The sequence below is a fragment of the Sphingorhabdus buctiana genome (assembly GCF_042680825.1).
Classification (GTDB): Bacteria; Pseudomonadota; Alphaproteobacteria; order Sphingomonadales; family Sphingomonadaceae; genus Sphingorhabdus_B; species Sphingorhabdus_B buctiana.
Map to the genome: position 1 here is coordinate 142484 of NZ_JBHUEL010000007.1, position 25735 is coordinate 168218.

Genomic DNA, 25735 nt, shown 5'->3' on the forward strand with positions numbered 1-25735 from the left:
GCATGACGCACAAACCGATCCGCAAGGCCGTTTTTCCCGTAGCCGGGCTTGGCACCCGCTTCCTTCCTGCAACCAAGGCGATCCCGAAAGAGATGCTACCGGTGGTCGATAGGCCGCTGATTCAATATGCGGTTGATGAGGCGCGTGAGGCAGGGATCGAGCAGATGATCTTCGTCACCGGTCGCGGCAAGAGCGCGATCGAGGACCATTTCGATATCGCCTATGAGCTCGAGCGGACGATGACCGATCGCGGCAAGGATATCTCGATCCTCGAGCCGACCCGTCTTGGCCCAGGCAACTGCGCCTATGTCCGCCAGCAGGAGCCGATGGGGCTGGGCCATGCCATATGGTGCGCGCGCGACATTGTCGGCGATGAACCTTTTGCGATCTTCCTACCCGACGAATTCATGCACGGTTCGCCCGGCTGCATGGCGCAGATGGTGGCTGAGTATGAACGCGTCGGTGGCAACCTGCTGAGCGTACTCGAAGTGCCGCACGAACAGGTTTCGAGCTATGGCGTGATCGATCCCGGTGCTGCGCAAAGCAAGCTGACCGAGGTGAAGGGCCTGGTTGAAAAGCCTGCGGTTGCCGATGCCCCCTCAAACCTCATCATCTCCGGACGCTACATCCTGCAGCCAGAAGTTATGCGCGTGCTTGAACATCAGGGCAAAGGGGCAGGCGGCGAGATCCAGTTGACCGATGCCATGGCGCAGATGATCGGCAACCAACCCTTCCACGCCGTCACCTTCGATGGTGCGCGCTATGACTGCGGGTCAAAGGCGGGCTATATCGAGGCCAATCTGGCCGTCGCACTCTCGCGGCCAGATATGGCCGACGAGGTCCGCGCCATGGCGCAGCGCCTCGTCAGCTAGCCAGTCAGACGGTGGTTTTGTTCAATTCTTTATAGACGAAACCACCAATCAGCCCGCCGAGGATCGGAGCGACCCAGAACAACCAGAGTTGCTGCAACGCGACCCCGCCGACGACCAGCGCGGGGCCCGTGCTCCTTGCCGGATTGACCGAGGTGTTGGTGACCGGGATCGATATCAGGTGGATCAAAGCCAGTGTCAGGCCGATTGCCAGCGGTGCGAAGCCGGCCGGCGCCTTGGCATCGGTCGCGCCCATGATCACGAACAGGAAAAAGAAGGCAAGCAGCACCTCGACGAGGAACCCTGTGGCCATCGCATATCCGCCCGGTGAGGCCTCTCCCACTCCATTGGCAGCTAGGCCGTGGGCAGCGAGCGAATAGTCGGCCTTGCCGGTTGCGATCACATATAGGGTGAACGCAGCGGCGATCGCCCCCAATGTCTGCGATGCGACATAAAGGGGAATGTCCCTGGCATCAAAACGTCCGCCAGCCCAAAGTCCGAACGTAATCGCCGGGTTGAGGTGGCATCCCGAAATATGGCCAATGGCAAAGGCCATGGTGACGACGGTCAGGCCGAATGCCAGTGAGACACCCAATAAGCCGATCCCGACTTCCGGAAATGCTGCCGATATAACCGCGCTGCCACAGCCACCAAGAACGAGCCAGAATGTGCCGATAAATTCGGCAATCCCCCGTTGAATATTGTTCATCGCATATCCTCCTCCAACGCCGCACAAAATGCGGCAAGCCGAAACTATCATGAGAAAAATGTATCTGGGTGTAACGTCTGTTGTTCAGCGACAGGACATTGGAAATGGGTTAGATGGGCGCAAAAGCAGGAGATTCACATGCGTGCACTTTTCATCCTTCCACTTGCCCTCTTGCTACCCGGCTGCGTTGCGTCGGTTGTGAAGGATGTGGTCACCGCGCCGGTGAAGGTCGTTTCCAAAACCGCCGATGTCATGACTACCAGCCAATCCGAAGCCGATGAGAAGCGCGGAAGGGCGCTGCGCAAGCAGGAGGAACGGCTGGGCAAACTCGCCCGTAAGCGCGACGAGGCGCGCGAAGATTGCGCCGACGGTGATCAGGAAGCCTGCGCGCGCTACGAGGCCCTGGAATCGGAAATCGCAGCCGAGAAAGAGCGCGATATCTGACACTTTCTAGGTAAGCAGCCAGCAAAAAGCCCGCCGGAATCGCTTCCGGCGGGCTTTTGCTTGTCTGGTTAGAGGAAGCTTATTCCTCGGTATCGCCTTCGAAATCCTCAACGGTTTCAGGCGTATGTTCCATCATGCCGATTGGATCGTCACCCAGTGCCGCTTCGGGGCCCTGCGCCAGTTCGGCAGCATGCTCTTCAGCAGCGGTTTCGGGCGCAATCAGGCTTTCCTGCAGCTTGCGATAGCTTGCGCGGAGCGCAGCGTCGCGGCTGGAAGCTGCCACGCGGATGCGGTTCATGGCCGAACCGGTACCAGCGGGGATCAGGCGACCCACGATCACGTTTTCCTTCAGGCCGGTGAGGACGTCTTTCTTGCCCTCGACAGCGGCCTGCGTGAGAACGCGGGTGGTTTCCTGGAACGACGCGGCCGAGATGAAGCTGCGGGTCTGCAGCGACGCCTTGGTGATGCCGAGCAGGACGGGCTTGCCTTCGGCAGGCTGCTGGCCCGGCTGCAGCTTCGCATTGATCGCATCCATTTCCTCGCGGTCGACCTGTTCGCCCGGCAGCAAGGTGGTGTCGCCACCATTGGTGATCTCAACCTTTTGCAGCATCTGGCGAACGATCACCTCGATGTGCTTGTCGTTGATCTTCACACCCTGCAATCGATAGACTTCCTGGATTTCCGCAACCAGATATTCGGCCAGCGCTTCAACGCCGAGGACTTCAAGGATGTCATGCGGATCGGGCGAACCGGCAATCAGGTTGTCGCCCTTGCGAACGAAATCGCCTTCCTGCACGTCGAGCACCTTCGACTTCGGAATCAGATATTCGATCCGATCACCTTCCTCCGGCACAATCGCAATTTTGCGCTTCGCCTTATAGTCGCGGACGAATTCGATCCGGCCCGACTGCTTGGCGATGATTGCATTGTCCTTCGGCTTGCGCGCTTCGAACAGTTCGGCAACGCGCGGCAGACCGCCGGTGATGTCACGGGTCTTGGCGGATTCGCGAGTGACGCGGGCGAGAACGTCGCCGGCTTCAACCACTTGACCGTCTTCAACCGAAAGCATCGTACCCGGTGCGAGAAGATAGCGCGCCGCTTCGCCGCTGGCATCATCCAGCAGGGTCAGGCGGGGACGCAAGTCTTCCTTCTTACCACGAGCCGCGCCGCGATATTCGATGACAACGCGCTGTGCGATACCGGTAGCATCGTCGGTCTGTTCGATCAGGGTCTTGCCGTCGAGCAGATCCTGGAACTTCACGATACCCTGCTTTTCGGTGATCACCGGCATGGTGAACGGATCCCATTCGGCAAGGCGGTCGCCCGCCTTAACCTTGGCTCCATCAGCGAAGGCCAGCGTTGCACCGAAGGGGAGGCGGTGAACTTCGAGTTCACGACCATCCTTGTCGGACAGTACCATTTCACCGTTGCGGGCCATCGCGATGCGGCGGCCGCGCTTGTCGACGAGGGTCGGCAAATCGCGATAGGTGATTACGCCATCCACCGAAGCATCGAGGTTCGATGTTTCGTTGAGCTGTGCTGCACCACCGATGTGGAAGGTACGCATGGTCAACTGGGTACCCGGCTCACCAATCGACTGTGCGGCGATGACGCCAACGGCTTCACCGATATTGACCGGGGTACCACGTGCAAGGTCACGGCCATAGCAGGTGCCGCACACGCCAACCTTTGATTCGCAAACCAGCGGGCTGCGGATCTTGAGGGCTTGCAGGCCGATTTCCTCGATCTGGGTGATCGCGGCTTCGTCGAGCAGGCTGCCGGTCGGGATGATGACATTGCCATCGGGGCCGACAATATCTTCTGCAGTGGTACGGCCAAGAACGCGCTCGCCAAGCGAGGCGATGGTCGAGCCGCCCTGAACGATGGCGCGCATTTCGAGCGCACGTTCGGTGCCGCAGTCAATTTCGACGATGGTGCAATCCTGCGATACGTCGACAAGGCGGCGGGTCAGATAACCCGAGTTTGCCGTCTTGAGCGCGGTATCGGCCAGACCCTTACGGGCACCGTGGGTCGAGTTGAAGTATTCAAGGACGGTCAGGCCCTCCTTGAAGTTCGAGATGATCGGCGTTTCGATGATCTCACCCGACGGCTTGGCCATCAGGCCGCGCATACCGCCCAGCTGCTTCATCTGCGCTGGCGAACCACGCGCACCGGAGTGCGACATCATGTAGATCGAGTTGATCGGCTTTTCGCGACCATTCTCGTCCTTCGGCGTCGCCTTCAGCTTTTCCATCATGGCGTTGGCCACTTGGTCACCGCAACGGCTCCAAGCGTCGATCACCTTGTTGTACTTTTCCTGTTGGGTGATCAGGCCGTCCTGATATTGCTGTTCGAAATCGGCCACGATCGCCTTGGTTTCAGCAACCAGCGCATCCTTCTCGTCAGGAATGATCATGTCATCCTTGCCGAAGCTGATGCCAGCCTTGAACGCGTGACGGAAACCAAGTGCCATGATCGCGTCGGCAAACAGGACGGTGTCCTTCTGGCCGGTGTGACGATAGACTTGGTCGATAACGTCGCCGATTTCCTTCTTGGTGAGAAGGCGGTTGACCACGTCGAACGGAACGGTGTGCGATTTCGGCAGGCATTCGCCGATCAGCATGCGGCCCGGGGTCGTCTGGTAACGCACCATGCGCTCGACACCATCTTCGCCGGTCTGCGGGACGCGGCTGGTGATCTTCGAGTGCAGGGTAACGGCACCGACTTCGAGCGCCTGGTGGACTTCGGCCATATCCGACAGGATCATGCCTTCGCCCGGCTCGCCTTCGCGGTCCATCGACAGGTAGTAAAGACCAAGCACCATATCCTGCGAAGGAACGATGATCGGCTTGCCGTTTGCGGGGCTGAGGATGTTGTTGGTCGACATCATCAGCACGCGGGCTTCAAGCTGGGCTTCGAGGCTCAGCGGCACGTGAACGGCCATCTGGTCACCGTCAAAGTCGGCGTTGAAGGCCGAGCAGACCAGCGGGTGAAGCTGGATCGCCTTGCCTTCGATCAGGACAGGCTCGAACGCCTGGATGCCAAGACGGTGCAGCGTCGGTGCTCGGTTCAGGAGGACCGGATGCTCACGGATAACCTCATCGAGGATATCCCAGACTTCCTTGCGTTCCTTTTCGACCCACTTCTTCGCCTGCTTCAGGGTCATCGAAAGACCCTTGGCGTCGAGGCGCGAATAGATGAACGGCTTGAAAAGTTCGAGCGCCATCTTCTTCGGCAGGCCGCACTGATGCAGCTTGAGTTCCGGACCGGTCACGATGACCGAACGGCCCGAATAGTCGACGCGCTTGCCGAGCAGGTTCTGGCGGAAACGGCCCTGCTTGCCCTTGAGCATGTCGGACAGCGACTTCAGCGGACGCTTGTTGGCGCCAGTGATGGTGCGGCCGCGGCGGCCATTGTCGAACAATGCGTCAACCGCTTCCTGCAGCATGCGCTTCTCGTTGCGCACGATGATGTCCGGCGCGCGAAGTTCGATCAGGCGCTTCAAACGGTTGTTACGGTTGATCACGCGGCGATAGAGATCGTTGAGATCTGACGTCGCGAAGCGGCCGCCATCGAGCGGAACCAGCGGGCGAAGCTCGGGCGGGATCACGGGGATGACGTCGAGGATCATCCATTCGGGGCGGTTGCCCGAATCGATGAAGCTTTCGACGACCTTCAGGCGCTTGATGATCTTCTTGGGTTTCAGCTCCGACTTGGTGGTCGCAAGCTCTTCCATCAGGTCGACGCGTTCCTGTTCAAGGTCGAGGTCCATCAGCATCTGCTTGACGGCCTCGGCACCGATGCCGGCGGTGAAGGCGTCTTCACCATATTCGTCCTGTGCCGCGAGTAGTTCGTCCTCGGTGAGGAGCTGGAACTTCTCAAGCGCGGTCAGGCCGGGCTCGGTAACGATATAGTTTTCGAAGTACAGCACGCGCTCAAGCTGCTTCAACTGCATGTCGAGCAGCAGGCCGATGCGCGAAGGCAGTGACTTCAGGAACCAGATATGCGCAACCGGCGCAGCCAGTTCGATATGGCCCATACGCTCGCGGCGAACCTTGGTGACGGTAACTTCGACGCCGCACTTTTCGCAGACGACGCCCTTATACTTCATGCGCTTATACTTGCCGCAAAGGCATTCATAATCCTTCACGGGGCCGAAAATGCGCGCGCAGAACAGGCCGTCACGCTCGGGCTTGAACGTACGGTAGTTGATCGTTTCCGGCTTCTTGATTTCACCGAACGACCAGCTGCGGATTTTTTCCGGCGACGCGATCCCGATTTGGATCTGGTCGAAGGTTTCCGGCTTGGCGAGCGGATTGCTGAATTTGGTAAGATCGTTCATCTTTTTGTCCTCATGGGGCTTTCAGACCCCGAAAATTCATCCATGGGGCGGGAAAGGGGCGGCATCACTGCCGCCCGGCTTCCTTATTCCGCCGCCTCCGGCAGGTCGTCTTCCTCATCGTTGATCGACTTCAAGTCGACGTTGAGGCCGAGCGAGCGCATTTCCTTGACGAGAACGTTGAAGCTCTCCGGAATGCCGGCTTCGAAGGTGTCGTCGCCCTTGACGATCGCTTCGTAGACCTTGGTGCGGCCGACAACGTCGTCCGATTTCACCGTCAGCATTTCCTGCAGCGTATAGGCTGCGCCATAGGCCTGAAGCGCCCAGACCTCCATTTCCCCGAAGCGCTGGCCACCGAACTGGGCCTTACCGCCCAGCGGCTGCTGGGTGACGAGGCTGTAGGGGCCGATCGAGCGGGCATGGATCTTGTCGTCGACGAGGTGGTGCAGCTTGAGCATGTACATATAGCCCACGGTCACCTTGCGGTCGAACTTGTCACCGGTGCGGCCATCGTAAAGGTCGCTCTGGCCCGATACGTCGAAACCGGCGCGTGCCAGCATGTCGGCAACGTCCTGTTCCTTCGCACCGTCGAACACCGGCGTTCCCATCGGGACGCCTGCAGTCAGATGCTCGGCCAGTTCGATGATTTCCGCATCCGAACGACCCTTGATCTCGGCGGTGTAATTGTCGCCATAGATGTCAACCAGGCGTTCGCGCACCGCTTCGGGGGCTGCGCCGGCTTCGGGGTTCGGGTTGGCATCGCGCCAATCTTCCAATGCCGCCTGGATCTGCTTGCCAAGGCCGCGTGCGGCCCAGCCCAGATGGGTTTCGAAGATCTGACCGACGTTCATGCGCGAAGGCACGCCCAGCGGGTTGAGCACGAAATCGACCGGCGTACCATCGGCGAGGAAGGGCATGTCTTCCTGCGGCAGGATGCGGCTGATGATACCCTTGTTACCATGGCGGCCGGCCATCTTGTCGCCCGGCTGCAGCTTGCGCTTGATGGCAACGAAGACCTTGACCATCTTGAGCACGCCCGGGGCGAGTTCGTCGCCACGTTCGAGCTTCTCCTTGCGGTCCTCGAACTTCTCCTGGATCGCCTTGACGGTCTCGTCATACTGCGCCTTCACCGCTTCAAGGTCAGCCTGGACCTTGTCGTCGGTGACCGCGATCTTCCACCATTCGTGACGTTCGACTTCGGCAAGGTTTTCCTCCGAAATCTTTTCACCCTTCTTGATACCCTTGGGGCTTGCGGCGGCAGTCTGGCCGAGCAGCATATCCTTCAGGCGGTTATAGGTGGCGCGGTTGAGGATCGAGCGTTCGTCTTCACGGTCCTTCGCAAGGCGTTCGATTTCCTCGCGCTCGATGGCCATCGCACGCTCGTCCTTGTCGATGCCGTGGCGGTTGAAAACGCGCACTTCGACGACGGTACCCGAAACGCCCGGCGGCAGCCGGAGCGAGGTGTCGCGTACGTCGCTGGCCTTTTCGCCGAAGATCGCGCGAAGCAGCTTTTCCTCAGGGGTCATCGGCGATTCACCCTTGGGGGTGATCTTGCCGACCAGGATATCGCCCGGATGCACTTCGGCACCGATATAGACGATGCCTGCCTCGTCGAGGTTACGAAGCGCTTCTTCGCCGACATTCGGGATGTCGCGGGTGATGTCCTCAGGCCCAAGCTTGGTGTCGCGAGCCATGACTTCGAATTCCTCGATGTGGATCGAGGTGAAGACGTCGTCCTTCACGATGCGTTCGCTGATCAGGATCGAGTCTTCATAGTTGTAGCCGTTCCAGGGCATGAAGGCGACGAGCGCGTTCTTGCCCAAGGCCAGTTCACCCAGTTCGGTCGACGGGCCGTCAGCGATGATATCGCCAGCCAGCACTTCGTCACCTACCTTCACCAACGGCTTCTGGTTGATGCAGGTCGACTGGTTCGAACGCTGGTATTTCTGCAGCGTGTAGATGTCGACGCCCGACTGGCCGGCTTCGACTTCGCCGGTGACGCGGATCACGATACGCGTTGCGTCAACCTGGTCGACAACGCCAGTGCGGCGGGCCGCAATCGCAGCGCCCGAATCGCGCGCAACTGTGGCTTCCATGCCGGTGCCAACAAACGGCGCCTCTGCGCGGAGCAGCGGCACGGCCTGGCGTTGCATGTTCGAACCCATCAGCGCGCGGTTGGCGTCGTCATTTTCCAGGAAGGGAATGAGCGATGCTGCAACCGAAACCAGCTGCTTGGGGCTGACGTCCATCAGCGTGATCTGGCCGCGCGGGGCCATCAGGAACTCGCCCGCTTCACGTGCGGAGATCAGTTCTTCGACAAAGCTGCCATCGGCGTTCAGTTCGGCGTTCGCCTGCGCGATGGTGTGCTTGGCTTCTTCCATTGCCGACAGATAGACGACCTCTTCGGTCACCTTGCCGTCGACGACCCTGCGGTACGGGGTTTCGATGAAGCCATATTTGTTCACGCGGCTGAACGACGCGAGCGAGTTGATCAGACCGATGTTCGGGCCTTCCGGCGTTTCAATCGGGCAGATACGGCCATAGTGTGTCGGGTGGACGTCGCGGACTTCGAAGCCCGCACGCTCACGGGTTAGGCCGCCCGGTCCAAGTGCCGAAACGCGGCGCTTGTGGGTGACTTCCGACAACGGGTTGGTCTGGTCCATGAACTGCGACAGCTGCGAGGAACCGAAGAATTCGCGGACGGCTGCGACAGCCGGCTTGGCGTTGATCAGGTCGTTCGGCATCACGGTCGAAACGTCGACCGAGCTCATGCGTTCCTTGACCGCACGTTCCATGCGGAGCAGGCCGACGCGATACTGGTTTTCCAGAAGCTCGCCTACCGAACGGACACGGCGGTTGCCGAGATTGTCGATATCATCGATCTCGCCCTTGCCGTCCTTCAGGTTGACCAGTTCCTTGACCACCGCGAGGATATCTTCGGTGCGCAGTGTGGTCAGCGTGTCTTCGGCATCAAGGCCAAGACGCATGTTGAGCTTCACGCGACCGACTGCCGACAAGTCGTAACGATCGGGATCGAAGAACAGGCCGGCAAACAGCGCTTCGGCGGTTTCGCGGGTCGGCGGTTCGCCAGGGCGCATGACGCGGTAGATTGCATCGAGGCCCATGTCGCGGTTCTCGGCCTTGTCGGCCTTCAGCGTGTTGCGCATCCAGGCGCCGGTGATGACATGGTCGATGTCGAGCAGTTCGATGCTGTCGATGCCCACCTTGTCGAGCGCCTCGAGATTTTCAGCGGTGATTTCATCGCCAGCCTCAACATAGATGCGGCCGGTCTTGTCGTCGACCAAGTCGAATGCCGAATAACGGCCAAAGATTTCTTCGGTCGGGATCAGCAAGTCGGTCAGGCCGTCCTTGAGTGCCTTGTTGGCGGCGCGCGGCGTGATTTTCTGGCCAGCGGGGAAGATGACCTCGCCCGACTTGGCGTCGACGATGTCAAAGCTCGGCTTGGACGCGCGCCATTGTTCGGCATTGAACGGAATCTTCCAGCCACCCTTTGCACGGGCAAAGGTTACGCGGTCGTAGAAATGGTTGAGGATTTCCTCGCTGTTGAGGCCGAGCGAATAAAGCAGCGTCGTCACCGGCAGCTTGCGCTTGCGGTCGATGCGGACGTTGACGATGTCTTTCGCGTCGAATTCAAAGTCGAGCCACGAACCACGATAGGGGATCACGCGAGCGGCGAAGAGATATTTGCCCGACGAGTGGGTCTTGCCACGGTCATGGTCGAACAAAACGCCCGGCGAACGGTGCATCTGCGAGACGATCACGCGCTCGGTGCCGTTGATGAAGAAGGTGCCGTTCTCGGTCATGAGCGGCATTTCGCCCATGTAAACGTCCTGCTCCTTGATATCGAGAACCGAACGCGCTTCGGTTTCAGGGTCGACTTCAAAGACGATCAGGCGGAGCGTGACCTTCATCTGCGCCGAATAGGTGATACCGCGCTGGCGGCATTCCTCCACGTCATATTTGGGGTCTTCGAGTTCGTAATTGACGAAGTCGAGTTCGCAGGTGCCGGCGAAATCACGGATCGGGAATACACTGCGCAGCGTCTTTTCTAGACCCGAAACATAACCGATCGAAGGATCCGAACGCAGGAACTGTTCATAGCTCTCGCGCTGAACCTCGATGAGGTTCGGCATGTCGATCACTTCGTGGATGTCGCCAAAAATCTTGCGAATGCGCTTGGTGCGCGAGAGGGCGGTAGATGCGCCCAGCGATGCGGAAACCGCTGCTTTAGCCATGTGGGTTGCTCAGCCTCGTCTATATCATTTTTGAGCGCAAGGACCCGACAACGAAAAGGCCGCATGGCATCGCCCCCGGATTCGGGAAGCAACCAGCAGCCTGAGCGCGTCGGAAAACCTTATCTTTCAATTCGTTGGAGGCAATGCGCGTTTTTGCCCCGGTCCCGAAAGATACGGCGTATGCGTGTTGATATACGGAAAAGTGGGTTGCCGGTCAAGCGCAGCCCCGCTCAATTGGCGGCGATTTCCTCGATCAGTCGCTCCATCGCTTCTGCTGCCTTGCGCGCGGCCCGCTTGAGGTTCGCATTGAAATCGCCTGCGCTTTCGCCATCGGCGCAATCGGTGACCGCCTTGATAGCGGCCCATGGCAGGCCAAGCGCCTCGGCGGCCTGCGCGACGGCGGCTACCTCCATGTCGACAAGATGGACGTCGAGCCGCTGTGCGAGCGCTTCCGCGGTATCAGCGCATTCGAGGAAAACATCGCCGCTGGCAATGGTCGCGTGGGGCAAGCCAAGCCCGGGGTCGCGCATGGCGGAAAAGGCATGGTCGCGCGCCTCGCCCATCGGCCAGTCGCCCGCGCGATAATGCACGAAACCCTCTGCCTGCCGCGCGCCATAATCATGCTGGATAGCCCTCGCGATCCAGAAGCAATCGCCCTCGATTGCCCCAATCCGTCCGCACGTTCCGGTCATCACGACAAGGGACGTCGATGCATCGGCATATCGCCCGACGGCCAGCGCCGTATTCACCTTGCCTAGGCCGCAGGTGACAATCTTGATTTGCGCAACATCGGTTTCGACCATGCGCACCGGCAGCGGCTCGCCCTCGACGATGCGGCCTTGCCCCTCAAGAAAAGCATCGGCCTCTTCAGCGAGAGCGGCGAGGAGGAGAATAGATTTAATTTTGCTCAATGCCCGTCAAACCCGATCAAGGCGGTCGGTTCAACGCCCGCGGCGCGCAATTTTTCGGCCCCGCCCAATTCAGGCAGATCGACGATGAACAACGCTTGCTCTACGATGCCGCCTGCCTGCCGGATCAGTTCGATCCCCGCAAGCGCGGTGCCGCCGGTCGCTATCAAGTCATCAACCAGCACCACTTTCTGCCCCGCGGTCACCTGGCCCTTGTGCAATTCGATCCGGTCAGTGCCATATTCGAGCTGGTAATCGATACCGATCTTTTCGCCGGGTAACTTGCCGGGTTTGCGCAGCATAAGCTTGCCCAACCCCAGCGCATAGCTCAGCCCGGCCGCTACGATGAACCCGCGCGCTTCGATACCTGCGATCAATTGGGTGTCAGTCGCCACCATCGCGGCAATGCGGTCGATGGTTTTACGAAACCCCTCCCCATCGAGCAGCAGCGTTGAAACATCGCGGAACAATATGCCCGGCTTGGGATAATCGGGGATAGTGCGGATGAGTGCGGCGAGATCGGCATTGTCGGTCATGACGGGTAAATGCCGCGAGCACTCTGAAAGCGCAAAAGAAAAAGGGCGGCCCGCTTGCGCAGACCGCCCTTTCCATTTCCCCCGTCGGGGAAAAGTCGATTACTTGAGGTCGACGGTGCCGCCAGCAGCGGTGATCTTCGCCTTGATTTCTTCGGCTTCAGCCTTCGAAACGCCTTCCTTGATCGCCTTCGGAGCCGACTCAACGAGAGCCTTGGCTTCGGTCAGGCCGAGGTTGGTGATGGCGCGGACTTCCTTGATGACAGCAATCTTGTTGCCGCCGTCGCCGGTCAGGATCACGTCGAATTCGGTCTGCTCTTCAGCAGCAGCAGCCGGAGCACCGCCAGCAGCAGGAGCTGCGACAGCAACAGCAGCAGCGGCGGAAACGCCCCATGCTTCTTCGAGGGCCTTGGCGAGGTCAGCTGCTTCGAGGACGGTCAGCTTGCTCAGTTCTTCTACCAGCTTTGCGATATCAGCCATTTCAATAACACTCCAATTTCTATGCAATTCTACCCACGCGATCGCTCGCCGCGCGGTGATATGAACAAATTATGCGGCTTCCTTGGCGGCGTACGCGCCAAAAACCCGTGCCAGCTGTCCAGCCGGTGCGCTGATGACCTGAACAACCTTGGTTGCCGGGGCCTGTACAAGGCCGACAATCTTGGCGCGCAGTTCGTCGAGCGACGGCATTGAAGCCAGCGCCTTGACACCTTCGACATCGAGGACGGTCGAGCCCATCGCACCGCCGACAATTTCAAGCTTGTCGTTGGTCTTGGCGAATTCGACGGCAACCTTGGCGGCAGCCACCGGATCACCCGATGTGGCAAGCGCAGTCGGGCCGGTCAGCAGGTCGCTGAGCGGTTCATACTGCGTGTCATTCAATGCGATCTTGGCAAGGCGGTTCTTGGCGACCTTGTAGCCGGCTCCCGCTTCGCGCATCTTCAGGCGGAGGTCGGTCGATTGTGCGACGGTCAGGCCCAGGTTACGGGTGACCACGACAACCGCGGCTTCCTTGAAAGTTGCGTTCAGCGCTTCAACCGCTTCGGTCTTTTCAGAACGGTTCATGCATTACTCCAATCACTGGGCCTGCCCGAGGGACAAACCCAACACGAAATCGCGAAATCACCCGGATGGGTAATCCGCTAGCTTAAGTCCGTGGGGAAGTTTCATGCCGGCAATCGCAAGGCGCGAATTGCATAAGCGAAGGTGCGCAAACGCACCTGAAATCTCTATCCCCGTCTAGGCTGGAAATTAAGACCGGCAAATTCCGGTCACCAACTGTCTCGGACGGTGACGTAGAGGGCGAACCCTCCGGTCGGGGGCGGCCATTAGCAGCTATCGACCAAGAGTCAAGCCGCGACCGCACCCAGAGCGAGTCCAGCCAGCGCGCAAATAGCCAGTGTTCGGATGATGCCCCATTTCAGGCCGAACAGCATTCCACCTGCGGCCAGCCCGATGGCCAAGGCTTTCAAATCCAGCGAAGACCAGTGCGGCCACCATATCGAACCGATACCTACATCCAGTTCCCCGACAGTGCGGAACAACACATGCAGCGCGAACCAGATTGACAGGTTTGCGATTACCCCGACCACGGCGGCGGTGATGGCGGCAAGGCTTCCTTGCAGCCAGGCGATGCTGCGCATCCGCTCCATCAACGGGGCCAGCGCAAAGATCCATAAGAAGCATGGCGCAAAGGTGACCCAGGTGGTGAGCAGGGCCGCAAGCACCCCCGCCGCCCAGGGATCAAATGGTGCGGGCGCCCGGAAACCTGCGAGGAAGCCGACAAACTGCGTCACGAGGATCAATGGACCCGGCGTTGTTTCGGCAAGCCCCAACCCGTCTGCCATTTCCCCTGCGCTCAACCAGCCAAATCCGTTGACCGCTTCCTGCGCCATATAAGCTAGCACCGCATAAGCGCCGCCAAAGGTGACGATCGCCAATTGTGAGAAAAAACTGCCAACTTTCCAGAGTACATGTTCCTGCCCGAGCGTGAGGAGGATAGCGACCATAGGCGCTGCCCATACTACTCCCCAAATGCCGACCGTTTTCGCGACATGCGCCAGCCAATGGCCGCTTGAAGCAGTCGCACGTGCTTCGACCGGCTTGAGCGCGAACCAGTCAGGTGCCTTCCATGCGACGACCGCGCCCACAATCGCTGCGCTGAAAATAAGGATGGGGAAGGGAATGTGCAGCGCGAACAGCGCGATAAAGGCAATGACGGCCAGCGCCCGCTTGGCCGGGGTGGTCAGCGCCTTACCGCCGATGCGCAGCAGCGCCTGCAGCACGATCGCGAGCACCGCTGCCTTGATCCCAAAAAACAGCCCTTGCAGCCAATCAACCTGCATCGAGACGACATAGAGCGCTGACAATCCGAGCATCACGATCGCGCCCGGGATTACGAACAGCAGCCCAGCGATCAATCCGCCAAGCGTACCGTGGAGCCGCCAGCCAATCCATGCGGCCAGTTGCTGTGCCTCTGGCCCAGGCAGCAGGTGGCACAGGTTGAGCGCCTGCAGATATTCTTCTTCGCTGACCCATTTTTTCCGGTCGACCACTTCCTCGTGCATCAACGCTATCTGGCCGGCAGGCCCACCAAAGCTGATCAGCCCGATCTTGCCAAACAAGCGGGTCAATTCTCCAAGCGTAGCGGGGTTGGTATCCTTCACAAGCATGCTCCTTTCGTCCGCCAAAGGCGGTCAAAATGGCAACGCTTGAGCCATTGCAGCACAATGGCTTGACCGGGAGGTCGCTTTGCCCCGGTCCGCATCGATTAACGACGCCAGCCGGGGCTCGCAATATTTTTTAGATAGCAGCAGGCAAAGCCCGGCTTTAGCTGGCAGCGGTCAGGGCCTGCTTTTCGGCTTCGGCTGCGGCGCGGCTTTTCAGCACGCCCTCGGCTTTGTCGGCCATTTCGGTCCAGGTGTCGCGGGCGACCAGAAGCCGCTCACGGACATTGGCGAGTGTCGCAACATTGGCTTCGCGTTCGGATTGCGCGGCACGCTCGCGATAGAATTCCACGGTAGCCATTTCAGCGACTCCTTTTCTGGTTTAGCGGCGCCGCGCGTTGCGAGGGCCGGGGCCCACGCCGGGTGTGCGCTCGCGGAAGATAATACGCCCTTTGGAGAGGTCGTAGGGTGTCATTTCGACATGGACCCGGTCGCCCACGACGGAGCGGATGCGGAATTTCCGCATCTTCCCCGCCGTGTAAGCGATAATCCGGTGTTCGTTTTCCAGCACGACGCCAAAGCGGCCATCGGGCAGGATTTCATCGATCACCCCTTCGAGCGTCAAAAGCTCTTCTTTGGCCAAGGGCTCAGTCAGCTGCCGAAAGGTTGACGGCGGCTTTCTTGCCGTCGCGGCCAGCTTCGACTTCGTAGTTGAGGCGCTGGTCCTTATCGAGCGAGGACATGCCCGCTGCCATCACGGCTGTGATGTGGACAAAGCTGTCATCGCCGCCGCCATCGGGTGCGATAAAGCCATAGCCTTTTTCGGTGTTGAAGAATTTTACGGTGCCAATAGGCATAAGGTCGTTCCTTTCACGAAACTATTGTCCGCTTGGCAACAGCGCCAAGCGGGGAAGCCAGGGTCGTGTGAGAAAAGACGTTGCGCGTGCCAGACCAGTCCTTTGGACTTGACCCGAATTGCACCTCAAATTTCCGTCGCGTTCGACGATAGCAAAGCTGCAATAGCAGATAAGCCATCTATTAGCAAACGACCTTGCAGCAGGGCGCTCTCTACTCCATAAGTAGAGAATGCTTTCGCAAAAGACCCGCTATACAATCCGCGCGCTGATGCACCTTGCGGACAAGTACCAGCAGGGTCTGGTGCCGCTGACCGAAATTGCCGAGGCGCAGAATATTCCCGCCAAGTTCCTGACCGTCATCCTGTCTGAAATGAGCCGGGCAGGCATTGTCGTTTCGCAGCGCGGGCGCGATGGCGGATATGAGCTGGCACTGCCGCCGGTCGATATCAGCTATGGCGACATCATCCGGCTCAGCCGAGGTTCGCTCGCGCTCGTCCCCTGCGCCAGCCGCTTTGCGCATGAAAAATGCAAGAATTGCGTTGAGGAAAGCGAGTGCCGCATGCGCGCCCTGATGCTGCGGGTGCGTGATGAAACCGCTGCGGTGCTCGACCGGATCAGCTTGGCGGACCCCATCGACATGGGCGTGATGGCGGACTGAACCGCCATATTCGATTCAGCCGACAAAACTTTCTTTTGGTCGACGTGAAGCAAATATTGAATTGTCAACTTAATCGGTTGACTATAGCCATGCGCTCCTCAGACCAGGAGGAACAGCCTATGGCCAATACCGACCATGAACATTTGGGGGAAAGCGCCAACGCCGCAAAATCGCCAGCCTTGCAGGCAGTGCTTGATGCACTGGGCAAGCTGAAATTCGGTGCGATCCAGTTGACTGTGCACGAGGGCAAGCTCGTCCAAGTCGACATCACCGAGCGCCAACGCTTCTCCAACTGAAACTCGAAACCTGAACTCTTCCGGCCTTCCAAGGCCAGACTGCAGACCGGACGACCGGATGCATTTCCTTTTCCAAACTCATTCCGTGACAGGACTGGAACATGCACCGATCGACAAAGGCATCTACTGCCGTAATCGCCCTTAGTTGGGCATTTCTATCTTCCCAAACCGCCTATGCGGAAACATCTGCCGCGAACGCCAACTCCGAACTGGCCGAAGACGTTCAGGACAGCGCGGCCCAACAAGATGGCGACGAAGTCAGCCGTGGCGACGTTATCATCGTAACCGCGCGCCGCCGCCAGGAAACCGCGCAGGAAGTGCCGCTCGCCATATCGGTCATTCGCGGTGATAGCATCGAATCGACTGGGAATTTCAACGTGGTCAAGCTTCAGCAGCTTGCTCCAACACTACAAGTGTACACTTCAAATCCCCGCAACACATCGGTCAATATCCGTGGGCTTGGTGTGCCTTTCGGCCTTACCAGCGACGGCTTTGAACAGGGCGTCGGCATCTATGTCGATGATGTCTACAATGCCCGCGTTGCTGCCGCGACTTTTGATTTCCTTGACGTCGAACAGGTCGAGGTGCTGCGCGGCCCGCAAGGCACTCTGTACGGCAAGAACACAACCGCAGGCGCGATCAACATCACGACGAACCAGCCTACATTCGACTTTGAGGGCAGGGCCGAATTGACCGTCGGCAACCTGAATTTCAGACAGGCGAAGGCAGCGATTTCGGGGCCTTTGTCGGATAAGATCGCCGCGCGAGTTGCTGTCGCCACGACCAGCCGCCGTGGCACAATCTTCAACGTACGCAGCGATCGTTACATCAATGAGCAAGACAATCTCGGCCTTCGCGGCACGCTCTTGTTCCAGCCGAACGATGATCTCAGCGTCACGCTGTCTGGTGATTACAGCAAGCAGAATCCTGAATGCTGCGGCACCGTGTTCGTCCGTGTCGGACGCACGCAGCGCGCGCTGGCGCGGCAATATGAAGCGCTGGCTGCGGCACAAGGATATAGCGTTGTCAGCCGCAATCCGTTCGACCGGTTGACCGACATCGATGCCAGCCTGAATGCAGGCAACAAAATTGGTGGCGCATCGCTGAAGGTCAAATGGGATGCCGGGCCCGGCACATTCACCTCGATCACCGCTTGGCGTTTCTGGGATTGGAGACCGGAAAATGACCGCGACTTCACCGGCCTGTCGATCGTGGCAAAGTCGCAGAACCCATCGCAGCAGGATCAATATAGCCAGGAATTCCGCTACAACTATTCGGGCGACACAATCGATTTCGTGCTGGGTGCATTTGGTTTCAAGCAACGGATCGATACACAGGGGGTCGAACAGCAAGGCATCAACGCCAGCCGTTGGAACCTGACCGGCGCACTTGCAACCAATCCCGCCGTCCTCAACGGCCTGACCGCATCGAATACCCAGTATCTGAAAAGCACCAGCGCGGCATTGTTCGGACAGCTCAGCTTGAAAGTGACCGATGCGCTGACGATCCAGCCCGGTGTCCGCCTGAACTACGACAAGAAAGAAGGCTTTTACCAACGACGGGTGACTGACGGCGCAGGGATGGAGATATCCTGCTTCAACCCTGCACCAGCAGTAGGAACGATCACGGCGGCGCAGTGCGGCGTATACCAGCCGCAGTTGAGTGCGCCATCGGTATCGGACTGGAATTTCAGCTATGATTTCAATGCCAATTACAAGCTTACCGAAGACGTGCTTGCCTATGCAACCTACGCCAAAAGCTTCAAGACGGTGGGCATCAACCAGAACGGCCTTCCTACCGATGCGGCTGGCAATCCGATTCTTGCAGCGGGCGTCATCAAACCCGAGTCAGTCAACCATTTCGAGGTGGGTATCAAAACCCAGCTTTGGGACCGCAAGGCGACGTTCAACCTCGCGGCGTTCCGGACTGATATCAAAAATTATCAGGCGACGGTGACCAACGGCCAGTTGGGCGTGTTGCGCGGCTTTCTTGCGAACGCGGGTAAGGTCCGCTCACAGGGTCTGGAAGCAGATTTCAAGATCAGGCCGAGTGACCGTTTGAGCGCCTATGCCAATGCCGCATATACTGATGCGAAATATGCCCGCTTTGTCGACGCGCCTTGCCCACCCGAACTCGCTGGTGGAACCACCGCCACGGCGGCCAATCCGGCTAGCCCGCCGGGAACCGCGGGCGGGTTCAGCCCGGCCAATTGTGACATTTCGGGCCAGCGACTGCCCGGTGTGTCGAAATGGGCGATTTCCTATGGCGCGGAAGTCAACACGCCGTTGACCTTCCTTGCCACTGAGGGCCAGCTCTACGTCGGGTTCGATGGAAATTACCGCTCTGGCTTTTCATCTAATCCCTCGCCGTCAATCTACACCAATATCGAGGGCTATGCGCTTTCCAACTATCGCGTCGGATTCCGTTCGGACAAGTTTGAGATCTACGGATGGGTCAGGAATGTTTTCGACGTCGACTATTTCGACCTGCTCCAGGTCGCCCCCAGCAATGTCGGGCTGATTGCCGGACAACTCGGCGATCCGCGAACTTTCGGCGGAACGGTGAAGGTGAGCTTCTGACGCATGGCCATCGCTAAAGCAAAGCTTGCTCGGGCAAAACAATTTCGGAAGGGCATCGCTATGGTGGATTCTGCCAACTCCAGATATGCAGTTGCCGTTACGGCTACCTTGATGAGGTCCAGATGATAGAATTCGCCACCACGTTCGATTGGTCCTCGATAGCGCCCTTCATTGCCATCGGTTTCGCCGCGCAGTTGGTCGACGGTGCATTGGGCATGGCCTTTGGCGTGATCTGTTCGACGCTGCTCGTTAGCGTCATGGGGGTGCCGCCGGCGCGCGCTTCGGCCGGTGTGCATCTGGTGGAAATGTTCACCACCGGTGCCTCGGGCATCAGCCATGTCTTGCACAAGAATGTCGACTGGAAACTGTTCGCACGGATTGCCGTTCCCGGGGTGATTGGCGGCGCGCTGGGTGCCTATGTGCTGTCGAACATCCATGCCGATGTCGCCCGCCCGCTGGTGATGCTCTACCTCACCTGCCTTGGCTTTTACCTACTCTACAAAGCGATCAGCTATCCGCAATTGCCCAAGGCGAAGGACCCGAAGGTGACGGTGCCGCTCGGCCTTGTTGGCGGTTTCCTCGATGCGTCGGGCGGCGGCGGCTGGGGGCCCGTGGTGACGTCGAACCTCCTCATCCAGGGCACCGATCCGCGCAAGACGGTCGGCACAGTGAACACCGCTGAGTTTTTCCTCACCTTCACGGTCTCGGCGATGTTCCTGTTCACGATCGGGGTCGAGGCATTCACACAGGTGACCGGCGGCCTGCTGATCGGTGGGCTTCTGGCTGCGCCGCTCGGCGGCTATATTGCCAAGCGAGTTCCGCCCAAGACCTTGCTGCTGATGGTCGGAATCGTGCTGACCGCGACCAGCCTGTTCAGCCTGTACAAGGCGCTTTCGGCCTAAGCTTGCTTTTGCAGCGGCGATAGGCTTTCACTCCCTCCCAAGGGAGAGGGGGCCGGATGCCGCTTGCATATACGGGTTATGACTGGGCGGTGCTCGGGCTTTATGTTGCGCTGCTGGCGCTCGCGGCCTGGTGGTCGTCGCGGCGCAATCCGGACAAGGCCGATGACTATTTCCTTGCTGGGCATCATGCGCCCGCCTGGCTGGTCGCGATTTCCGCGCTGTCGACGATGCAATCCGCCGCGACCTTTCTGGGTGCGCCGGATAACAGCTATCGTGGCGACTGGAGCTACCTCACCAGCAATTTCGCCGCGATCATCGCAGCAGCCTTTGTCGCGCGGCTGCTGATCCCGCGCTATTATGCGCTTGGCGTGACCACGGTTTATGAGCTGCTCGAGCAGCGGTTCGACCGGACGGCGCGGCGCGCGGCGGCGGGGATGTATCTGGTCGGGCGCGTGCTGGCGAGCGGGGCGCGGCTCTATCTCGCGGCGATCGCGGTTTCGATGATCATCTTCCTGGATGTAGAGCCGCAGCACATATTGATCGCCTCTGCAGTGCTGGTGGTGTTCGGCATTGTCTTCACGTTGTTCGGCGGGCTCAATGCGGTGATCTGGAGCGATCTGGTGCAGGTGGTGCTCTATGTCGGCGGCGCGCTTATTGTGTTTTTCCTGCTGTGGAACCGAATCCCCGCACCCGCATCCGAAATCTGGGAAGGGCTGCGCCATGCGCCGGGGGACGTCGACAAATTGCGCTTGTTCGACTGGTCGCTCGATTGGTCAAAGCCCTTCACCATCTGGGCGATCCTGACCGGACTGGTGCTGCTCAACATCGGCAATGCCGGGCTCGATCAGGACACCAGCCAGCGGTTCCTTGCATGTGAGGATGCGAAGGCAGGAAAGCACGCGCTCTATCTTTCAATGTGGATGACGATACCGGTGGTTGCTTTGTTCATGGCTATCGGCTCGCTGCTGCACATCTTTTACGAACGGCCCGACCTGATGGGGGTGAGCGCGAGCGTGATGCAGGGCTTTTCGGGGGAGAAAATCACCATCTTCATGTCGTTCATCCTTTCCGAAATCCCGCCGGGGGTGCGCGGCCTGATCACTGTAGGCGTAATCGCCGCGGCGGCGATCAATTCGGGGCTGATCTCGATGTCCGCCGTGCTGGTGAGTGATTTTTACCGGCCTTGGAAGGAACGTCGTGGCGCTGCGGTGGGTGAACATCATTATGTCAATGCCGGGCGCTGGGCGATGATCCTGCTCGCGCTCGCCTTGTTCGCAATGTCGATCCTTTGCTTCTACTGGCAGCGTTACACCGACATGCCCCTGCTCGAATTTGTGCTCGGCGTGATGACCTTTGCCTATTCAGGATTGCTCGGCGTCTATGCGACGGTGCTGTTCACGCGGCGCGGCTCGACCGCTTCGGTGATTGCTGCGCTAGCGGTGGGTTTTTTCGCGATCCTGCTGCAACAGCATTATGTCGTCGACAGTCTTGGCCTGCCTGCTGCTATGAAGGGCCTCGCCTTCCCCTGGCAGCTGTGCATTGGCGCGGGGCTGGCGTTCATCACCTGCCTTTTGGGCAAAGCAAAAGGGCCAGGGTTGCCCCCGACCCTTTCGTAATTCGGTTTTAGTCTGGCTTAGGCGCCAGCGACGTCTGCTACGTCAACCTTCAGGCCGGGGCCCATGGTCGAGCTGATCGCGATCTTGCGGACATATTTGCCCTTCGAGCCCGACGGCTTTGCCTTGATGATGGCATCGACCAGCGCGTCGAAATTCTTGCGCAGGTCAGCGTCGGAGAAGCTCTTCTTGCCGATGCCGCTGTGGATGATGCCCTGCTTTTCAACGCGGAACTCAACCTGGCCAGCCTTGGCAGCCTTGACGGCTTCGGCGACGTCCATGGTCACGGTGCCCAGCTTCGGGTTCGGCATCAGGCCCTTGGGGCCCAGCACCTTGCCGAGGCGGCCGACGATGCCCATCATGTCGGGCGTCGCGATCACGCGGTCATAGTCGAGGTTGCCGGCCTGCATGTCTTCCATCAGGTCTTCAGCGCCAACCTTGTCGGCGCCAGCCGCGGTTGCAGCTTCGGCCTTGTCGCCACGTGCGAACACGGCGACCTTCATGTCCTTGCCCGTACCGGCAGGCAGCGAAACCATGCCACGGACCATCTGGTCAGCGTGACGCGGGTCAACGCCAAGGTTCAGCGCGACTTCGATGGTTTCGTCAAACTTGGCGGTGGCCAGTTCCTTGATGGTCTTCAGCGCTTCATCAACGCCATAGAGCTTTTCAGCGTCGAGCGCTGCGAGGGTCTTTGCCTTCTTGGTCAGTTTAGCCATGTGCTTAGCCCTCCACCACTTCGAGGCCCATGGCCGTAGCCGAACCTGCAATGATCTTGACCGCAGCGTCCATGTCGTTCGCGTTCAGATCCTTCATCTTCAGCGTTGCAACTTCTTCAAGCTGCTTGCGCGTGATCTTGCCTGCGGTCACCTTGCCCGGTTCTTTCGAACCCGACTTCAGGCCAAGCACCTTCTTGATGAGGAAGGTTGCCGGCGGCGACTTGGTCGCGAACGTGAAGCTCTTGTCCGAGAATACGGTGATCTTGGTCGGGATCGGCGTGCCCTTTTCAAGGTCGCCAGTCGCGGCGTTGAACGCCTTGCAGAATTCCATGATGTTCACACCACGCTGACCGAGCGCAGGGCCGATCGGCGGGGAGGGGGTTGCGGCACCAGCGGGCACCTGCAGGCTGATATAGCCGTCAATTTTCTTGGCCATGATTGGCCTCCTTTCATTCTGTCTCCGCCAAAGCCACAAGGACGATGGTGGATCAAATTAAGCGGTCAAACAGAGGGTTCCAAATGCCTTGGTTCCCTCCTCCCGCACGGGTTTCCCGAATCCGGAGATTCACGGAAGGCGCGCCGTTAGCGCATTTGCATGGGGAAATAAAGCAGAAAACCGGGGTTTTCCTGATTCCGCTAAGACTCAAGCCGGCGCCTTGTAACGCAGCAACCCTTCCTGCACCACCGAGGCGATCAACGTTCCGTCCTGACGGTAGATATATCCATGGTTGATGCCGCGGCTGTTACCGGTCCACCCGCTATCCATCACATAGACAAACCAGTCCTCTACCCGCACATCATTGTGGAACCACATCGCATGGTCGAGGCTGGTCGAAAACAACCCGGGTGTCGTCCAGTTAAGACCGTGCGGGAGCATCGACGACGATAGCAGCCCCATATCGGAGGCGAAGGACAGGAAAGCGCGGTTTAACAGCGGATCATCGCCGATCGAGCCGCGCAGGCGGAACCATTGATAGTGTTGGGTCGCCTTTTCCTTGGGTGCCGGGCGAAAGCTGCGCATTTCGAACGGGCGCGGTTTCGAAAGCTGTTGCAGCAACCGATCGTCCATATTTGGGCTCAGCGCGATGAAGTCGGTGAAATCCAGGCATTGTTCGGGCGGCAGCAGGTCGGGCATTGGAACCTGGTGGGCAAGGCCCGGGTCAGGCACCTGGAACGATGCCGTCAGGTTGAAAATGACCTTGCCTTCCTGGCGTACGACCACGCGGCGGTTGGAAAAGCTGCGCCCGTCAAAGTCGCGGTGGACGCGGAAATGCAATGGGGCGGTTTCCTGCCCGCCGCGAAGGAAATAGGCGTGTAATGAGTGAATCTGCTTTTCGGGTTCGACAGTTCGCGCGGCCGCTATCAGTGATTGGGCGACAACCTGCCCTCCGAATATCCGCGCCCGATTGGTGTGCGGCTGGGCGGGATAAATGAATTCGTCCGTCGCTTCGTCAGGCTGCAGTTCAAAGAGGCGGCTTACGCTATCCACCATTTCGTCTGCAGGTACGGAGTCAAACAGGGCACGGGCGCGTTCGATGCGGGCCATGATCTCAGGGTTGTGTTTTCCTGCAGTCATGCCAAAGCCCCCGAATTGATCTGAAATTGAAGCTGGCCGCTCGCGGCCATTACTTCATCAATTCGACTTCCTCGAAATCGAGTTCGACCGGCGTTGCGCGGCCAAAGATCGATACCGAAACCTTGACGCGGTTCTTGTCGAAATCGAGTTCTTCGACGACACCGTTGAAGCTCGCGAACGGGCCGCTCATCACCTTCACCTGATCGCCGATTTCGTAATCGACTGCGACGCGCTTCTTCGGCGCGGCTGCCAGTTCTTCCTTGGTGTTGAGGATGCGTGCAGCTTCGGCTTCGCTGATCGGCTGCGGCTTGTTGTTCGCGCCGAGGAAGCCAGTCACCTTGGGGGTGTTCTTGACGAGGTGGTAGACATCGTCGTTCATGTTCAGCTTCGCCAGCACATAGCCGGGGAAGAATTTGCGTTCGGCCTTTACCTTCTTGCCACGGCGGACTTCGGTGACCTGCTCGGTCGGTACTTCGACCGATTCGACGAGCGCGGCGAGGCCCTTACGCTCCGCCTCGGAGAGAATCTGGTCGCGGACCTTGTTTTCAAAACCCGAATAAGCGTGGATGATGTACCAGCGTGCCATGTGTATCAGTCTTTCGGCCTGTTGAGGTTCGATGCGCTTATTGCGCGAGGCTGAGCAGCCCCTTCACCACCATGTTGAAAAAGGCGTCGACGCCCAGGAAGAAAATGGCAAGGATGATCGTCATGATCAGCACCATGATTGCCGTCTGCGTGGTTTCCTGCCGGGTTGGCCAAACGACCTTGCCGATTTCGGCACGCACCTGACGGATGAATTCACCGGGGCTGGTTTTTGCCATTGTCCAAATCCTGTAATCGCGCCCACCGGATAGCCGCCATCGCTCTCGGTTTCAGGCCGGGAGCGATATAGGATCCGATTTCGGAAAGACTAGCCCTTTAACGGCGATTCCCCAGAGTCGCAAGTGTCATTGGGAGGCAAGCAAACGCCTTGGGTGCATCCCGTCGACATAGCCCATGAAAGGCGGGTGGATCGAATAGCCAATCAACTCGCGCGCACGTTCGGGCAGCGTAGCGGCTATTTCGGCAGGCACGGCAAGGCTCATATTTTCGAGCGTGCGCATCCAGCCCGGGCAATATTGCGGGGTGATGATAAGTCGGGGCTTTGCAGACCGGTTGGCACCGCCGCGGTGCCACAACGTCCCCTTGGCGATCATCAGCGAACCAGCGGGCATAACGGCCTTTACGGCGTCGGGCCGCGCGCCGGGATCATCATCCTGGCTCTTTTCGCTGCGATCGCTGAATGTCGAAAATGTATTGCCCCCGGCAATTTGCTGTTCAGGCCAAAGGTGGCTGCCGGGCAATATTTCGGTTGCGCCATTTTCTTCGGTGGTCTCGTCAATGGTCCAAAAAGCGGAGAGACCGAGCGAATCGCGCGGCCGTGGAAGGCGGTAATGGCTATCGTCATAATGCCAGGGCTGCACCGTTTCACCGGGGTGGATGTTGATCGCAAGGCAGGCAGAAAGCAGGCATTCGCGCCCCAGTTCGGCCTCGGCAAAGGCGAGCACCAGCGGGTGGATGGCAAGCTCGGCGAACAGAGGGGATTTGGCCAGCATCGCATAGACGCGGTTGGTCTTCAGCCCTTCAAAATCGTTGCGCCCCGATATGTTCTGATCGAGGTGCGGAGCAAGCTCCGCGCGCAATGCTGCCACTTTCTCCGGCGTTAGAACCGAGGGAAAGATCAGATATCCGTCACGATCATATTGCGCACGCAGCGCCGCAAATCGCGCGGTATCGCCTATCGACTCTTGCCAGTTCTCGCTCTCCATCCGTGC

At 59.2% G+C, this 25735-nt stretch carries 24 protein-coding genes; 7 read left to right on the forward strand and 17 right to left on the reverse strand.

Annotation, left to right across the window (positions count from 1 at the left end):
* Positions 1-2: 2 nt before the first annotated feature.
* Positions 3-872, forward strand: a complete 870-nt coding sequence (gene galU, locus ACFSAG_RS07800; RefSeq protein WP_381513334.1) for a UTP--glucose-1-phosphate uridylyltransferase GalU — start codon at positions 3-5, stop codon at positions 870-872.
* A 4-nt stretch (positions 873-876) separates the two neighbouring features.
* Here galU and aqpZ read toward each other — a convergent pair whose 3' ends face one another.
* Positions 877-1578 (reverse strand): aquaporin Z, encoded by a 702-nt coding sequence (gene aqpZ, locus ACFSAG_RS07805; RefSeq protein WP_381513190.1) that lies wholly within the window; start codon positions 1576-1578, stop codon positions 877-879.
* Between the two features lie 138 nt (positions 1579-1716).
* Here aqpZ and ACFSAG_RS07810 point away from each other — a divergent pair, with 138 nt between their 5' ends.
* Complete coding sequence (locus tag ACFSAG_RS07810; protein WP_381513192.1) at positions 1717-2022, forward strand: hypothetical protein; 306 nt, start codon at positions 1717-1719, stop codon at positions 2020-2022.
* A gap of 79 nt (positions 2023-2101) precedes the next feature.
* On the opposite strand, the gene rpoC is transcribed toward ACFSAG_RS07810, so the two are convergent.
* From rpoC to ACFSAG_RS07860, 10 genes are all read right to left on the reverse strand, one after another.
* Positions 2102-6364: a DNA-directed RNA polymerase subunit beta' gene (gene rpoC, locus ACFSAG_RS07815; RefSeq protein WP_381513194.1), complete on the reverse strand. Its 4263-nt coding sequence runs from the start codon at positions 6362-6364 to the stop codon at positions 2102-2104.
* 83 nt (positions 6365-6447) lie between these two features.
* Positions 6448-10617 carry a DNA-directed RNA polymerase subunit beta gene (gene rpoB, locus ACFSAG_RS07820; RefSeq protein ID WP_381513196.1) on the reverse strand — a complete coding sequence of 1390 codons (4170 nt, stop codon included), beginning with the start codon at positions 10615-10617 and terminating at the stop codon, positions 6448-6450.
* Positions 10618-10847: 230 nt separating this feature from the next.
* Positions 10848-11528: a 5'-methylthioadenosine/S-adenosylhomocysteine nucleosidase family protein gene (locus ACFSAG_RS07825; RefSeq protein ID WP_381513198.1), complete on the reverse strand. Its 681-nt coding sequence runs from the start codon at positions 11526-11528 to the stop codon at positions 10848-10850.
* Positions 11525-12061, reverse strand: coding sequence for an adenine phosphoribosyltransferase (locus tag ACFSAG_RS07830; protein WP_381513200.1), 537 nt, complete (start codon positions 12059-12061; stop codon positions 11525-11527). Before ACFSAG_RS07830 ends, ACFSAG_RS07825 begins: the two co-directional genes overlap by 4 nt.
* A gap of 99 nt (positions 12062-12160) precedes the next feature.
* Complete coding sequence (gene rplL, locus ACFSAG_RS07835) at positions 12161-12538, reverse strand: 50S ribosomal protein L7/L12 (RefSeq protein ID WP_374614910.1); 378 nt, start codon at positions 12536-12538, stop codon at positions 12161-12163.
* A 69-nt stretch (positions 12539-12607) separates the two neighbouring features.
* Complete coding sequence (rplJ, locus tag ACFSAG_RS07840; protein ID WP_374614911.1) at positions 12608-13123, reverse strand: 50S ribosomal protein L10; 516 nt, start codon at positions 13121-13123, stop codon at positions 12608-12610.
* A 284-nt stretch (positions 13124-13407) separates the two neighbouring features.
* The gene (chrA, locus tag ACFSAG_RS07845) at positions 13408-14730 is read right to left on the reverse strand and encodes a chromate efflux transporter (protein WP_381513203.1); all 1323 of its coding nucleotides are present in this window, start codon (positions 14728-14730) and stop codon (positions 13408-13410) included.
* 157 nt (positions 14731-14887) lie between these two features.
* Positions 14888-15085, reverse strand: coding sequence for a hypothetical protein (locus ACFSAG_RS07850; RefSeq protein ID WP_374614913.1), 198 nt, complete (start codon positions 15083-15085; stop codon positions 14888-14890).
* 21 nt (positions 15086-15106) lie between these two features.
* Complete coding sequence (gene infA, locus ACFSAG_RS07855) at positions 15107-15367, reverse strand: translation initiation factor IF-1 (protein WP_374614914.1); 261 nt, start codon at positions 15365-15367, stop codon at positions 15107-15109.
* Positions 15368-15371: 4 nt separating this feature from the next.
* Positions 15372-15581 (reverse strand): cold-shock protein, encoded by a 210-nt coding sequence (locus tag ACFSAG_RS07860; RefSeq protein WP_374614915.1) that lies wholly within the window; start codon positions 15579-15581, stop codon positions 15372-15374.
* Between the two features lie 229 nt (positions 15582-15810).
* Between ACFSAG_RS07860 and ACFSAG_RS07865 the strand changes: the two genes are divergently transcribed.
* The 5 genes from ACFSAG_RS07865 to ACFSAG_RS07885 all read left to right on the forward strand — a co-directional run bounded on the left by ACFSAG_RS07865 (position 15811) and on the right by ACFSAG_RS07885 (position 21632).
* Positions 15811-16239, forward strand: a complete 429-nt coding sequence (locus ACFSAG_RS07865; protein ID WP_374614916.1) for an RrF2 family transcriptional regulator — start codon at positions 15811-15813, stop codon at positions 16237-16239.
* 119 nt (positions 16240-16358) lie between these two features.
* The gene (locus ACFSAG_RS07870) at positions 16359-16535 is read left to right on the forward strand and encodes a YezD family protein (protein ID WP_374614918.1); all 177 of its coding nucleotides are present in this window, start codon (positions 16359-16361) and stop codon (positions 16533-16535) included.
* A gap of 101 nt (positions 16536-16636) precedes the next feature.
* Positions 16637-19114, forward strand: a complete 2478-nt coding sequence (locus tag ACFSAG_RS07875) for a TonB-dependent receptor (protein WP_381513208.1) — start codon at positions 16637-16639, stop codon at positions 19112-19114.
* A gap of 122 nt (positions 19115-19236) precedes the next feature.
* Positions 19237-20016 (forward strand): sulfite exporter TauE/SafE family protein, encoded by a 780-nt coding sequence (locus ACFSAG_RS07880; RefSeq protein WP_374614920.1) that lies wholly within the window; start codon positions 19237-19239, stop codon positions 20014-20016.
* 56 nt (positions 20017-20072) lie between these two features.
* Entirely contained in the window at positions 20073-21632 is a 1560-nt protein-coding gene (locus ACFSAG_RS07885; protein ID WP_381513211.1) for a sodium:solute symporter, read from the forward strand.
* Positions 21633-21649: 17 nt separating this feature from the next.
* Here the strand turns inward: ACFSAG_RS07885 and rplA are convergent, their stop codons facing one another.
* The 6 genes from rplA to ACFSAG_RS07915 form a co-directional block, all read right to left on the reverse strand.
* Positions 21650-22345: a 50S ribosomal protein L1 gene (gene rplA / locus ACFSAG_RS07890; RefSeq protein ID WP_381513215.1), complete on the reverse strand. Its 696-nt coding sequence runs from the start codon at positions 22343-22345 to the stop codon at positions 21650-21652.
* 4 nt (positions 22346-22349) lie between these two features.
* Positions 22350-22781 carry a 50S ribosomal protein L11 gene (gene rplK / locus ACFSAG_RS07895; RefSeq protein WP_298601162.1) on the reverse strand — a complete coding sequence of 144 codons (432 nt, stop codon included), beginning with the start codon at positions 22779-22781 and terminating at the stop codon, positions 22350-22352.
* Positions 22782-22988: 207 nt separating this feature from the next.
* A complete protein-coding gene (locus tag ACFSAG_RS07900) occupies positions 22989-23921 on the reverse strand; it encodes an acyl-CoA thioesterase (RefSeq protein ID WP_381513220.1) in 933 nt (310 codons plus the stop codon).
* Positions 23922-23970: 49 nt separating this feature from the next.
* On the reverse strand, positions 23971-24507 hold the full coding sequence (gene nusG, locus ACFSAG_RS07905) for a transcription termination/antitermination protein NusG (protein ID WP_374614925.1): 537 nt from the start codon (positions 24505-24507) through the stop codon (positions 23971-23973).
* A 37-nt stretch (positions 24508-24544) separates the two neighbouring features.
* Complete coding sequence (gene secE / locus ACFSAG_RS07910) at positions 24545-24742, reverse strand: preprotein translocase subunit SecE (protein WP_374614926.1); 198 nt, start codon at positions 24740-24742, stop codon at positions 24545-24547.
* A gap of 126 nt (positions 24743-24868) precedes the next feature.
* A complete protein-coding gene (locus tag ACFSAG_RS07915) occupies positions 24869-25729 on the reverse strand; it encodes a phytanoyl-CoA dioxygenase family protein (RefSeq protein ID WP_381513225.1) in 861 nt (286 codons plus the stop codon).
* Positions 25730-25735: the final 6 nt, after the last annotated feature.

Coding starts and splice junctions, on each gene's coding strand:
- rplK (WP_298601162.1), bottom strand. CDS start 22,781: ATGGCCAAGAAAATTGACGGCTATATCAGCCTGCAGGTGCCCGCTGGT.
- rplJ (WP_374614911.1), bottom strand. CDS start 13,123: ATGAACCGTTCTGAAAAGACCGAAGCGGTTGAAGCGCTGAACGCAACT.
- ACFSAG_RS07875 (WP_381513208.1), top strand. CDS start 16,637: ATGCACCGATCGACAAAGGCATCTACTGCCGTAATCGCCCTTAGTTGG.
- ACFSAG_RS07915 (WP_381513225.1), bottom strand. CDS start 25,729: ATGGAGAGCGAGAACTGGCAAGAGTCGATAGGCGATACCGCGCGATTT.
- ACFSAG_RS07880 (WP_374614920.1), top strand. CDS start 19,237: ATGATAGAATTCGCCACCACGTTCGATTGGTCCTCGATAGCGCCCTTC.
- rpoB (WP_381513196.1), bottom strand. CDS start 10,617: ATGGCTAAAGCAGCGGTTTCCGCATCGCTGGGCGCATCTACCGCCCTC.
- rplL (WP_374614910.1), bottom strand. CDS start 12,538: ATGGCTGATATCGCAAAGCTGGTAGAAGAACTGAGCAAGCTGACCGTC.
- galU (WP_381513334.1), top strand. CDS start 3: ATGACGCACAAACCGATCCGCAAGGCCGTTTTTCCCGTAGCCGGGCTT.
- ACFSAG_RS07860 (WP_374614915.1), bottom strand. CDS start 15,581: ATGCCTATTGGCACCGTAAAATTCTTCAACACCGAAAAAGGCTATGGC.
- aqpZ (WP_381513190.1), bottom strand. CDS start 1,578: ATGAACAATATTCAACGGGGGATTGCCGAATTTATCGGCACATTCTGG.
- ACFSAG_RS07810 (WP_381513192.1), top strand. CDS start 1,717: ATGCGTGCACTTTTCATCCTTCCACTTGCCCTCTTGCTACCCGGCTGC.
- rplA (WP_381513215.1), bottom strand. CDS start 22,345: ATGGCTAAACTGACCAAGAAGGCAAAGACCCTCGCAGCGCTCGACGCT.
- rpoC (WP_381513194.1), bottom strand. CDS start 6,364: ATGAACGATCTTACCAAATTCAGCAATCCGCTCGCCAAGCCGGAAACC.
- ACFSAG_RS07830 (WP_381513200.1), bottom strand. CDS start 12,061: ATGACCGACAATGCCGATCTCGCCGCACTCATCCGCACTATCCCCGAT.
- ACFSAG_RS07870 (WP_374614918.1), top strand. CDS start 16,359: ATGGCCAATACCGACCATGAACATTTGGGGGAAAGCGCCAACGCCGCA.
- secE (WP_374614926.1), bottom strand. CDS start 24,742: ATGGCAAAAACCAGCCCCGGTGAATTCATCCGTCAGGTGCGTGCCGAA.
- ACFSAG_RS07900 (WP_381513220.1), bottom strand. CDS start 23,921: ATGACTGCAGGAAAACACAACCCTGAGATCATGGCCCGCATCGAACGC.
- ACFSAG_RS07850 (WP_374614913.1), bottom strand. CDS start 15,085: ATGGCTACCGTGGAATTCTATCGCGAGCGTGCCGCGCAATCCGAACGC.
- chrA (WP_381513203.1), bottom strand. CDS start 14,730: ATGCTTGTGAAGGATACCAACCCCGCTACGCTTGGAGAATTGACCCGC.
- ACFSAG_RS07885 (WP_381513211.1), top strand. CDS start 20,073: ATGCCGCTTGCATATACGGGTTATGACTGGGCGGTGCTCGGGCTTTAT.
- ACFSAG_RS07865 (WP_374614916.1), top strand. CDS start 15,811: ATGCTTTCGCAAAAGACCCGCTATACAATCCGCGCGCTGATGCACCTT.
- nusG (WP_374614925.1), bottom strand. CDS start 24,507: ATGGCACGCTGGTACATCATCCACGCTTATTCGGGTTTTGAAAACAAG.